Here is an 11,421-nt window from a genome sequence, read left to right on the forward strand (position 1 = left end):
CAGCGTCGGATGTGTATAAGCGACAGGGAGGCGAGGTGCGCGGCGAGGAGCACGGCGAGCGCGCCCGCGACGACGGCGCCGTGGCCGGCGGAGCCGAGCACCATGAGCGAGGCCACGCCGAGCGCGATCGGGGGCAGCGCGACCGCGTACCCGTGTGACGAGGTCCGCTCCGGCCGTGCTCCCGCGAGGCCCACGCCGGAGGCGTAGGCGACGGCTACGAGAAGCGCGAGCCACGCCGTCTGCCACGGCCAGGCGTCCGGCGTCCACTCGACCGCGCGATCGACCGCGACGAGCCCCAGCGCGAGGAGGGCGACGGCCGAGCCGACGACCGACGGCGGACGGATGCCGCGCACCGGCGGCGCCGCGAGCAGCAGGCACATCGCCGCCGAGACGAGCGCGACGACGGTACCGAACAGCGGCTCGTCCGCCGCCGACGACAGCCCGGCAATGCTCACCGCGCCCCAGGTCGTCGCCGCGGGCCAGACGAGGCCGACCGTCAGAGCGACGCCGACGGCGACGCTCGCCTCGGCGCGCCGCCTCAGGCGCACGAGGACCACGGCGAAGCCGGCCAGCACGACGGTCACCGGGATCGCGTACGCCTCGAGCGTGAACTCGGCGTCGGGGGTGCCGGCGCCGAGAAGCGTCCACCACGCCGCGCACGCCGCGACGGCCGCCGGCCAGGCGAGAACGCGCCGCAGCGCGGCGCCCACCGGGACGCCGGGACGTCGCGTGGCGAACAGGTCGTCCGCCGGGTCGCTCGCGGCGGGTGCGGCCCAGCCTCGGGTGACGGATGCCGCGCCGCACGCGAGGGCGACCAGTGCGAGCAGCGCCCACACGAGGTCGGGGGCGATGCCCCAGACGATGCAGAGCCCCGTCAGCAGCGCGCCGAGATCGGCGGCGGTGCGCGCGCGGAGGGGGACGAGGGTCGGCGCGACCGGCGTGGCAGGGTCCGAGGTGCGGGGCACTCCCGACGCCGGGGCCGCCAGCGCCGCCGGAGCGGCCGGGGCCGCCGTAGCCGCAGGGACTACCGGAGCCGCAGGGACCACCGGAGCCGCAGGGACCGCCGGAGCCGACGGAGCTGCCGGTGCTCCGGTTGGTGCGAACAGCGCGATCGCGGCGGTGGCGATGGTCACGAGCACCGGCCCCGCGGCCAGTACGAGCGTCGCCCAGCCCTCGTCGCTTGCGCCGGCCATGTCGAGCGCGGAGTGTCCGAGTGACGCGATCGCCGGGGCGATGAGCAGCGCGGCGGCCGCCACCGCGTGTCCGCGCAGCCGCGTGCGACCGACGGCGATGAGCGCCAGGAGCGCGAGCAGGGCGACACCCCGCACCAGCCCGAGCAGCGGTTCGCCGACGGCGGCGACGGTGGCCGCGGTCGCGGCATCCGTCGCCACGTCGTCGGCGGCCGCGACCAGCGTCCACACCAGCGTCAGCGTCGTGAGCGCGTATCCGGATACGGCGAGGCCGACGCGGCTCGCCGTGTCGATGCGCAGGAAGGCGGCCGCGGCGAGCGTCGCCAGTGCGACCCACTGCAGCAGCGCGAGGGCGACCGCAGGTCCCGAGCCGGTGAGCCCAGTGGCGGCGCCGAGGGCGGCGGGCGCGATGATCGCGGCCACGACGCCGACCCCGACCGGTGTCAGTGCGAGCAGGACCGCGAGCGGGCCGGCTGCGCGGCGGACCGCGCGCAGCACGATGGGGTAGCCGGCTGCCACGGCCACGCCGATCAGCCAGAGCCAGGGGGTCGCGGTGCCTGCGGCGAACGCGGTGATCACCGCGATCGTGCCCGCGATGCTCGAGCCCCCGAGCGATAGAGCACGGGGGACGGATGCCCGACGGCCGGCGGCGTCTGTCTGCGTGCGATCGTTCGTCCCCGCGTCCGGCGCGCCGTCGACCGAGGCGGAATCGCGGGCCTCTCTCGCGGCGTACGCCGAGGCGCGGGCGGCGCCGACGAGGCTCGCCACGGCCACGAGCAGGGCCGTGCCGACCAGCACTGCCGGGATGGCGGTCCGCGCGGCCGCCGACAGCAGCAGCACGGCGACGACGACGGCGCGCAGGTCACTCAGTACCGGCCGGCGCAGCGTGGGCGCGGCGAACAGGAGTCCCGCCATCGCGACGGCCGCCGCCACCGCGATCACGGGCGCCTCGGCGGCCGAAGCCGGGAGGGTGAAGGCGTCCGTGTGCCACAGGGTCCATCCCGATGCGACCGCCGACTGCGTCTGCAGCAGCCAGACGACGAGCGTCCCCGCGATCGACCCGCCGCCGATGATCGCGGCGGTGAGGGTCGGGGGCGCCAGCGCACCCGATGCGCGTCGCGCGCGGGCGACGTCCAGCGCGACGGCGATCATCACGGCCAGGACCGGGCCGACGAACAGCGTGAACACGACGTCGTCGAGGCGCAGTGCGAGCTGCCAGCCCGCCAGTCCCGCCGCCGTGACCGCCGCGGTGGCGCCGATCAGCGAGCCGATCCCCGCCAGCGCGAGGATGAGGCGCTCGGGCGCACCGGCCGCACCGCTCCTCGCCGCCGACCACGGCGCGGGCAGCGCGTGGGCGAGGCCCCCGACGGCAGCGCCGAGGAATCCCGCGGTCACGGCCTCCCCGGCCGGGAGGTCGACGACACCGCCCACGAGGAAGGCGACGCCGGCCGGCAGTGCGAGGGATGCGGCGAGATCGGGACCGCGCAGGCCCGAGATCCTCGCCCACAGCCGGCACACGACGGCGACGACGAGCGCCGCGACTCCTGCGTAGACGGCGGCGTCCGTGGAGCCGGCGCCGAACAGGTCATTGGCCCGCACCGCCCAGGCATCCAGCACGAGCAGGCCGACACCGAGCACACCGATCGCCTCGGCGGTGGCACCGAGGTCGCGCCGCCGCAGCCACGAGGCGAGCACGACCGTCGCGAGCGTGATGCCGCCGATGATGAGCGCCCGCATCTCGATCCCCGCGACGAACCACGCCAGCAGCAGGAAGAACACCGCGGCCACACCCACGAGCGAGACGCCCACGATCAGCAGCAGCACCGGCACCGTGAGCCGGCGCCGGGGAGCGGATGCCGTCGGCCCGAGTGGCGCGGCGGGATCCGTTCCCGCACCGGCGAGGAGCGTCGCATCGGAGTCCGCCGCCGTCTGCGCGAGGACGGCCTCGGGCGCAACGACCTTGTCGGCGGCCGAGGGTGCGATGACGGGAGGGCTCGTGGCCGGATCGAGGACCGTGCGTGCCGCGACGAGCTGCGGGGCTGCGGCAGCAGTCATCTCCGCGTGCGCCGCCGCGAGCGACGCGCGCGACGCCGAGGCGAGACGGATCTCGTCCATCAGCTGCTGGCGGGCGAGCTCGACCGACACGATCTCTCGGCCGAGCTGCAGCACCCGCACGGCGCGCGGATCGGTCAGCTCGAAGCCGCAGGCCGGGCAGGTGGCCGCCGAGATGGCGGCGAAGCACGACGGACAGCGATGCGCGTCTGCGAGGTCGAACGGCGACGCCGGCCACAGCCGGGTCTCGCCAAGCGGCTCGGTCATCTGCGTCGTCCTCTCCCACGCCGGAATGACGAACATGCTCCACCAGCGGAAATCACGCGCGGCAGAGTTTGTAGACAACCGCAGGGGCCGCCGTCGTGCAGAAGGCTATCGTTGGACGACCTGTCAGGATGGATTCCGGCACCGGAATACGTCGATCTGCGGCCGCACGCCGTTCGCCGAGAGTGCCGCGAATGGCGGAGATCGCTCGCGTCAAGCCCGACACGCCGTGCGTGCTAGACTGTCTCTTTGTCTGCGCGCACTCCAGCACGCAGTTCGCGCCCTCATCCTCACGCCCCAGGCCGGTTGATCCCGGTCCGTCGGCTTGTCGAAGGGTGCAGACAAGGGATCTTGGGTGGGGCCGTCCGGCTCCACGGTACTAAGGAGACATCACTATGGCAGCAGTGTGCCAGGTGACTGGAGCAGTTCCCGGCTTCGGTCACAACATCTCGCACTCGCACCGCCGGACGAAGCGCCGCTTCGACCCGAACGTGCAGAAGAAGACCTACTTCGTTCCGTCGCTGGGTCGCAACATCAAGCTCAACGTCTCGGCCAAGGGCATCAAGGTCATCGACGCCCGTGGCATCGAGTCGGTCGTCCGTGACCTCCAGGCGAAGGGTGTGAAGCTCTGATGGCCAAGAAGGCTCAGGACGTTCGTCCGATCATCAAGCTGCGTTCCACCGCGGGCACGGGTTACACCTACGTCACGCGCAAGAACCGCCGCAACAACCCCGACCGCATCGTGCTGAAGAAGTACGACCCGGTCATCCGCAAGCACGTCGAATTCCGAGAGGAGCGCTGATCCATGGCTAAGAAGAGCAAGATCGCGCGCAACGAGCAGCGCAAGGCGGTCGTCGACCGCTACGCCGCCAAGCGCGCCGAGCTGAAGAAGGCGCTCGTGTCGCCGACGTCGACCGACGAGGAGCGCGAAGCCGCTCGCGTGGGCCTGCAGAAGCTGCCCCGCAACGCTTCGCCGGTGCGCGTGCGTTCGCGCGACGTCATCGACGGCCGCCCCCGCGGTGTCCTCACGAAGTTCGGCATCTCGCGTGTCCGCTTCCGTGACATGGCGCACCGTGGCGAGCTGCCCGGCGTGACCAAGTCGAGCTGGTGAGCATTCCCGGTCGCTGAGACCGCAGCCGGAAGGCCCGGAGTTCCTCGGAACTCCGGGCCTTCCGCGTTTTTGCGATCGCGCTCACCCCATCGCGCGCAGCCCGGCGATGACGTGGTCGACACGCGCGCGGATCTCGTGCTCGTCGGGCAGGCCGAGCCGATACACGAGCCGGTGGTAGATCGGGCCGTAGAACAGGTCGAGGGCCACCCCGAAGTCGGCGTTCTCCGGAATCTGACCGGCGCGCTGCGCCGATCGCATGCGCTCCTCGAATCCCGCGATGCTCGGCACGATCAGCTGCTCCCGGATGGATGCCGCCAGCGCGGGATCCCGCTGCCCCTCCGCCACCAGTGCGGCGAGCGGCGACGTGTCTTGCGGGCTGATGATCGCGACGACGTTGCTGAGCTGCGCGCGCATGTCGGCGGCGAGATCCCCCGTGTCGCCGTGGCGCGCGGTCCGGTTGGCGACTTCCGAGACCGCATCGAGCAGCACCGCGCCCTTCGACGGCCACCAGCGGTAGATCGTCTTCTTGCTCACGCCCGCGCGATCGGCGATCCCCTCGATCGTGAGCTGGGCCAACCCGTTCTCGCGGCACAGTGCGAGGGCGGCGTCGAGCACGGCGACGTGGGCGCGCTCACTGCGGCGGCTGGGGTCGGGTGCGGCATTCATGCATCCAAACTACACGCTACGTGTCGTGTTGCGGCTCAGAGGGGACGCCTGCTAGCGTCCGGTGACACGACACGTAGCGTGTCGCAGCGAAGCCAAGCCCGGTCGGGTGGCGAGAGCCCGACCCCGGCGCAGAAGGAGAACCCCATGCCGAGTCAGATTCCGACGATCACCGGCACCGTCGATGAGCCCACGCCGTCGCCACCCCGTACCGCCCGGATCGCGGCGCTGCCTGCCGAGTTCCGTGCCGCGTTCGGCGCCTTCGAGACCTACCTGGCGGACCGCCGATCGATCGGAGAGGCCGACGCGACCGCCGGTGCCCTGGACGATCTGGCACTCCTGTTCGAACACGCGGCCGCCGACGGCATCCCGATCCGTTCCGTCGTGGGCGAGGAGCCGGCCGACGTCGCCGAGGCGCTCCTCGAGAACCACGTCGACGAATCGTGGAACGCCGCGATGAGGGCCGCGCTCACTGCGGCGATCGACGCCGCGTGAGAACGCGGACCAGACTCCTCCGGGCCTTCCGCGCTCAACTCCAGGCGTGGCCGTGGCTTCCCGCCGCGGCGCGCAGGATGTCGTCGGTGGACGCGCCGGTGACATGCGAGAACCTCGTCGCGACCACACGTGCGAGTTCGTCGAGGATTCGAGCGAGGACCGCGCCGGCCGCTCGGACGTCGGCGCTCGGCGCAGCGAGGGCCGCATCGCGCAACTGCAGCGCGTAGGCCAGTGCTCGTGAACTCGAGAGTCGCTCGTCCTTCTCCGTGAAGTAGAAGATCTCGGCGTTCTGAACGAGGTCGGCCGTCACTGCGGCGAGAGAGCGGGAGATCGACTCGACGATCGCCACAGCCTGTGCCGAGGAGATGCTGTCCGGCAGGCGAGTGATCCCGGCTTCGCTCATGGCGGTCAGCTCGATCGCCACGGCGCGTCGCCGCGTCAACGCGGGATGCAGCTGCATGAACCATGACACCGCTGCGGACAGCAGCGCGAAGCCCGTCAGCGCCTCGAGGGGAGCGAGCGCGCGGATGACCGGATCGATCGGCACGACATCGCCCAGGCCGAGCGTGGTGAGAGCGACGAGCGAGAACGTCAGCGCCTCGACGAACCCGTGATAGCTGGCGGGGTCGACTCCGGCACTGTACGAGAACCCGTCCGGGATGTGCGGAAGATAGATCAGCGCCCAGCCGACGGCGATGAGGGCGATCCAGACGGCGATCGCGGCGACGACCGTCAGCGGACCGTTGATGTGTATGCGAGTCGCTCGTCTTCGTGCGATCGCCCAGGTGCCGCGGAACACGAGGGTCGTCAGCCGGCCGGTCGCGGACGGACGCAGCAGCGTGTGGAAGACGTCGTTGAGCGCGACGACGATGAGGATGATGCCGCCGACGATGCTGACCGCGGACATGTCGCCACAGTACCGCCGGGCTGCGTCTCGCAGGGGGCCTCGCGACCCGCAGAGTCCCTCGGGCGCGCCCCGCCCGCTCCCCGATTCCGCTCGGTGTCAATACCCGTCAGCGCCGCGGGCTCCGGCCCTACACTCGGCATGACGTCATACAGGGGAGTGATGGATGCCGCTGGATCCGTTCTTCGAGGAGCGCCTGCGTGTGCACCGCAAGTATCTCTTCGACCAGGCGCTGGGCTCGGTGCGCTCGCGGCTGAGCGCGCTGTGGCCGTTCGCCAAGGGGCCCGCGGCGATGACCGGCATGGGAGGCGGCGCGACGCCGGCAGCAGCCGCCCCGCCGCAGGACACCGTCTCCCAGGCATCCGCCGCAGCGCCGCCGGTCGTCGGACCGAACGCCCGTGCGCGGGCACGGCACCGCCAGGCCGCTCTCGCGTGGGACCGCCGCGAGCTGCACAAGGTGGGTCTCCCGGGACCGCGGATCCGCACCACCGAGCACGTCGTCGAGGTGTCCGGCCATCCCGACGTTCGTGTGCGCGTCTATCACCCTGACCCCGACGCCCCTCCGGCGCGGGGCGTGCCGGGCGTGCTGTCCTTCTTCGGCGGCGCATTCCGCATCGGCGGCATCGGTTATCCCACCACGGATGCCGCGAACCGGCGTCGCGTGCACGACGCCGGCGTCGCGGTCGCCGCGGTCGATTACGCCCTCGCGCCGGAGCATCCGTATCCCGTGGCGGTGGAGCAGGCGCATGCAGCGCTCGAGTGGCTGTTCGCTGCGGCCGACGAGCTCGGGATCGACTCGCACCGCATCGGGGTGGCGGGCACCTCGGCGGGAGCGAATCTCGCCGCCGCGGTGACGCTGGTCAATCGTGACCGAGGCGGCCGTCCCCTCCGGCTGCAGGTGCTCGAGGTCCCCGTGGTCGACCTGACCGGCGGCCACCTGGACCTCGGGGCGACACGAGCGCTCGGCATCCCGCGGTTCATCGCCCTGCGCGAGCTGCGCTCTGTGGCGCGAACCTATCTCGCCGACCCGCGCCAGGCGCGTGAGCCCTATGCCTCACCGCTTCTCGCCGCATCCCTCGAGGGCTTGCCGCCCGCGGTGATCCTGACGGCCGAGTACGACCCGCTCCGTGGCGACGGCGACGCATACGGGGCGGCGCTGCGGCGGGCGGGGGTGGAGGCGAGTGTCGTGCGCTACCAGGGCGTGACGCACGACACCCCGATCTTCACGGCGGCGCTTCCCGCTGCGCGGCGCTGGCACGACGACGTCGTCGCCGCCCTGCGACGCCTGCACGCCTGACGCGATGAGGCCCGGGGCTCTCGCGAGCCTCGGGCCTCTGCGTCCCACCGCGGACACCGGCCGAGACACCACTCGACCGCTGGGCCACCACACAGGGCGTGGTGGCTCAGCGGCGAAGTGGTTTCCCGTCGACGCAGGGCGGGGCATCCGGTTACTGCGCCGCCTCCGTCTCGGGGGCCTGCTCCGTCGCGCGCACCTGGTGCGTCGTCGCCCATTCGAGCGCGTAGTCGGCGATCTCCTCCCAGCCGTCCTGGCTCACCAGCCGGTGGGTGCGGCCAGGGTACGTCTTGTAGTCGACGATCGCGGGGCTGCCCGACTTCTTGTACTTCTTCACGATCGCCTCGCCGATCGCCGGCGGCACGACGTGGTCGATCTCGCCGGTGATGATGAGGAGCGGCGCGCGGTCGGTGCGGCCGTAGTCGACGTGCGTGACGCCGCCCTTCTCGTTCAGCACCGAGAGCACGCCCTCGAAGAAGACCCGGTTGTACGAGTTCACCGCGAACTCCTCCCACAGCTCGTCGGACGCCGCGCGCGGAAGGTCGTTGCCGAAGGTGAAGTGGAAGTGCCGCTTCGACAGCGGCTTGGCGCCGTTCTTTCCGAAGGGGTTCGCGAGGATCGGCGTGCCGGTCCACAGTGTCGAGAGCGGGAGGGTCGTGACGCCGGCGGTCTGCCCGGGAGCGACGCCCACGTAGGCGACGCCGAGGTCGCGGTCGGCGAGCATCTGGGTGAGGACTCCCCCGAAGGAGTGGCCGATGATGATCGGCTTCTCGGGGAGGGCGCGGATGATGCGCTCGTAGTTGTCGGCGATCTGCTTCAGGCCGATGCCCTTGAGCGCCTCGGGGTTCTTGCGGATGTCTTCGACCGAGCGGTCGTCGATGCCGGGCCAGCCGGGGACGATCACCTGGTGGCCGGCGGCGCGGAAGCGCTCGGCCCACGTGTCCCAGCTCTTGGGGGTCATCCAGAGGCCGTGGATGAGGACGATCGGGGTGTTGTTCGTGGTGTTCATGTCGTGCTCCTTGTGTGGGTGATGCGGTGGGTTCTGTTGTGGTCGCAGGTTCCGGATCCTGGTGTGTCTCCGGCTGATGTGACCGATGGTAGACCGAACGTTCTATGTATGCAAGACTATTCCCAGAAATTCTTGAAATGATTCCGGAGCCCGATTCGGGCCGCGCTTCCGCACCCGGTCAGCGGGCAGAAACGATGGCACGATGGAGGACTGGAGGGGGATCCATGAGCACCACCGTCGCCGCGACCACCGCGGCACATCGTCCGTCGCCCGCCCGCGAGCGGCTTCTCCAGGCGGCGACCGACCTCTTCTACAACGAGGGCATCCACTCGGTCGGCGTCGATCGCATCATCGAAGAGGCGGGTGTGACCCGTGCCACGATGTACAAGCAGTTCGCCGGCAAAGAGGGTCTCGTGCTCGCCTACCTCGAGGGCGAGGACCAGGGCCTGCGTTCACTCTTCGCCCAGGCGGCAGAGGTCTCGGACGACCCCGACGTGCTGCTGGACCTCGTCGTCGCGGGCATCGAGCAGGACATCCGGGAGCGGCACACGCGCGGGTGCCCGTTCATCAACGCCGCGGCCGAGTACCCCGACCAGGGTCCGGTCCGCGACCTCATCGCCGACCATCGCGAGTGGTTCCGCGCCACTCTCCGCCAGCTCGCCGAAGGCGCCCGGCTGCGCGATCCCGAGGCGGTCGCGGCGTCCCTCGTGCTGTTGCGGGATGCCGCGCTCGTCGGCGGCTATCTCGACGGTCAGGACCGCGTCGGTCCCGCGTTCGCGCGGACGGCACGCGAGCTCATCACGGCGCACCGAAGCTGAGCATTGCGGGTGAGAACCCGTCACATCAGCCCCATCAGTCACACCAGTCACACGACACGCGGCCGAAAACCTCAGAAATCCGCGAAAATACGCGGATCTGTCGGTCGTGTCAGGTACATTCGGTCCCGGTCGAACCGACCAGCCGGGGGGCGAAGCCATCCGGTCCCAGCAATGACAAGACGGCATCCGCCGTCTTTGGAGGACAACCACATGGCCGACAAGACCATCACCAAGACCGAACTCGTCGCGAGCATCGCGAGCGCGACCGGCCAGAGCCAGTCGGCCGTCTCGGGCGTGCTCGACTCCCTCTTCTCCACCGTCTCCGACGCGGTCGCCGCCGGCAGCAAGGTCTCGATCCCGGGCTGGATCGCGTTCGAGCAGGTCGCCACCTCCGCTCGCACCGGCCGCAACCCGCAGACGGGCGAGGAGATCAAGATCCCCGCGGGCAAGCGCGTCAAGGTCACCGCGGGCTCGAAGCTCAAGGCTGCCGTCAAGTAATCCGACGCAGACCTCCGGAGAGGGGATGCCGCGACCCGCGGCATCCCCTCTCCTGCTGTCTGCGCGGGGCATGCCGCCCGGCCTCGCTCAACGACCGGAATTCGGCAACGTAGGCTTGGGGGGTGAACCCCCGCGCGCTGCGGGCCGTCGGGCCCACGATCCTCGTCGTCGCCGCGCTCGCGGTGATGGTGTGGGCGCTGGCCTTCGGCGGCGGCGCTGCGCCCCTCGCGATCGCCGATCCCGGGCCGTGGGTGCGGTGGGGTCTGCCGACGGCGAAGCTCGTCGTCAACCTCTCGGCCGCAGGCATGGTCGGCGTGCTGGTCACCGCGCTCTTCGCCCTGCGCGCCGGCGAGCGCGAGTTCGACATCGCCCTCGACACCGCGTCGATCTCGGCGGCCGTGTTCACGATGGCCGCCGCAGCGACCGGGTTCCTGACCTTCATCGACGCGTTCAACCCCGTCATCAGCATCGGCCCCGAGTTCGGAGCCCAGCTCGGCCGCTACATCGTCGAGACCGAGGTCGGTCGTACGTGGCTCATCACAACCCTCGCCGGCGCCGCCCTCACGGTGCTGACCTTCGCCGTGCGGTCGTGGACCGCCACCTTCTTCGTCGCACTGCTCGCGGCGGCATCCCTCGTCCCCATGGGCACCCAGGGCCACTCCGGCGAGGAGGCCTTCCATCACGAGGCGATGACGGCCCTGATCCTGCACATCCTCGCGGCCGCGGTGTGGCTCGGCGGACTGCTGCTCGTGGTGATCGTACGGCCGCTCCAGTCGCGCGAAGGCAGTGCCGCGACGGTCGCGCGCTACTCGAGCATCGCGCTCGCCGCCTTCGCGGTCGTCGCGGTGTCGGGCACGGTGCGCGCCGCGATCGGGCTGCGGGACTGGTCGGCGCTGCTGTCGCCCTACGGCGTGATCCTCGGCGTGAAGGTGCTCGCGCTGATCGCGCTGGGGCTGTTCGGCGCCTGGTACCGCACGCGGCTGATCGGTCGCATGCGGGATACCGAACGGGCCGCGCGGTCGTTCTGGACCCTCGTCGGATTCGAGCTCGTGCTGATGGGCGCCGCGAGCGGAGCGGCGGCCGCCCTCGCCCGCACGCCCCCGACGATCGCCCACAGCAGGTC

Annotated in this window: 12 protein-coding genes; 8 read left to right on the top strand and 4 right to left on the bottom strand. The window is 71.4% G+C overall.

The window, feature by feature from the left end:
- Positions 1–3,509: hypothetical protein (locus tag ACI3KX_RS20870; protein ID WP_404910944.1), on the bottom strand; the 3,509-nt coding region annotated here is incomplete at its 3' end.
- A gap of 392 nt (positions 3,510–3,901) precedes the next feature.
- On the opposite strand from ACI3KX_RS20870, the gene rpmB reads away from it, so the two are divergent.
- Genes rpmB through rpsN form a run of 3 tightly spaced genes read left to right on the top strand, consistent with a single transcriptional unit; the run spans position 3,902 to position 4,617 of the window.
- Positions 3,902–4,138, top strand: coding sequence for a 50S ribosomal protein L28 (rpmB, locus tag ACI3KX_RS20875; protein ID WP_055832508.1), 237 nt, complete (start codon positions 3,902–3,904; stop codon positions 4,136–4,138).
- Positions 4,138–4,308 (top strand): 50S ribosomal protein L33, encoded by a 171-nt coding sequence (rpmG, locus tag ACI3KX_RS20880; RefSeq protein WP_005051772.1) that lies wholly within the window; start codon positions 4,138–4,140, stop codon positions 4,306–4,308. The genes rpmB and rpmG overlap by 1 nt, the downstream gene beginning before the upstream one ends.
- A 3-nt stretch (positions 4,309–4,311) precedes the next feature.
- Complete coding sequence (gene rpsN, locus ACI3KX_RS20885; RefSeq protein ID WP_163615787.1) at positions 4,312–4,617, top strand: 30S ribosomal protein S14; 306 nt, start codon at positions 4,312–4,314, stop codon at positions 4,615–4,617.
- 81 nt (positions 4,618–4,698) lie between these two features.
- Here the strand turns inward: rpsN and ACI3KX_RS20890 are convergent, their stop codons facing one another.
- Entirely contained in the window at positions 4,699–5,283 is a 585-nt protein-coding gene (locus ACI3KX_RS20890; protein ID WP_349425642.1) for a TetR/AcrR family transcriptional regulator, read from the bottom strand.
- A gap of 144 nt (positions 5,284–5,427) precedes the next feature.
- On the opposite strand from ACI3KX_RS20890, the gene ACI3KX_RS20895 reads away from it, so the two are divergent.
- The gene (locus ACI3KX_RS20895) at positions 5,428–5,775 is read left to right on the top strand and encodes a DUF1048 domain-containing protein (protein WP_404910945.1); all 348 of its coding nucleotides are present in this window, start codon (positions 5,428–5,430) and stop codon (positions 5,773–5,775) included.
- 34 nt (positions 5,776–5,809) lie between these two features.
- Here the strand turns inward: ACI3KX_RS20895 and ACI3KX_RS20900 are convergent, their stop codons facing one another.
- Positions 5,810–6,682, bottom strand: a complete 873-nt coding sequence (locus tag ACI3KX_RS20900; RefSeq protein WP_404910946.1) for a potassium channel family protein — start codon at positions 6,680–6,682, stop codon at positions 5,810–5,812.
- Between the two features lie 163 nt (positions 6,683–6,845).
- Here ACI3KX_RS20900 and ACI3KX_RS20905 point away from each other — a divergent pair, with 163 nt between their 5' ends.
- Complete coding sequence (locus ACI3KX_RS20905) at positions 6,846–7,976, top strand: alpha/beta hydrolase (protein WP_404910947.1); 1,131 nt, start codon at positions 6,846–6,848, stop codon at positions 7,974–7,976.
- A gap of 151 nt (positions 7,977–8,127) precedes the next feature.
- Here the strand turns inward: ACI3KX_RS20905 and ACI3KX_RS20910 are convergent, their stop codons facing one another.
- A complete protein-coding gene (locus ACI3KX_RS20910; RefSeq protein WP_404910948.1) occupies positions 8,128–8,982 on the bottom strand; it encodes an alpha/beta hydrolase in 855 nt (284 codons plus the stop codon).
- Between the two features lie 224 nt (positions 8,983–9,206).
- On the opposite strand from ACI3KX_RS20910, the gene ACI3KX_RS20915 reads away from it, so the two are divergent.
- The 3 genes from ACI3KX_RS20915 to ACI3KX_RS20925 form a co-directional block, all read left to right on the top strand.
- Positions 9,207–9,800: a TetR/AcrR family transcriptional regulator gene (locus tag ACI3KX_RS20915; RefSeq protein WP_404910949.1), complete on the top strand. Its 594-nt coding sequence runs from the start codon at positions 9,207–9,209 to the stop codon at positions 9,798–9,800.
- A gap of 210 nt (positions 9,801–10,010) precedes the next feature.
- Positions 10,011–10,298, top strand: coding sequence for an HU family DNA-binding protein (locus ACI3KX_RS20920; RefSeq protein WP_045301792.1), 288 nt, complete (start codon positions 10,011–10,013; stop codon positions 10,296–10,298).
- A 122-nt stretch (positions 10,299–10,420) separates the two neighbouring features.
- Positions 10,421–11,421 (top strand): copper resistance D family protein (locus ACI3KX_RS20925; RefSeq protein ID WP_404910950.1); only part of this gene is annotated, 1,001 nt, incomplete at its 3' end.

Origin of the sequence: Microbacterium sp. ZW CA_36 (genome assembly GCF_044987475.1) — a bacterium.
Lineage (GTDB): Bacteria > Actinomycetota > Actinomycetes > Actinomycetales > Microbacteriaceae > Microbacterium.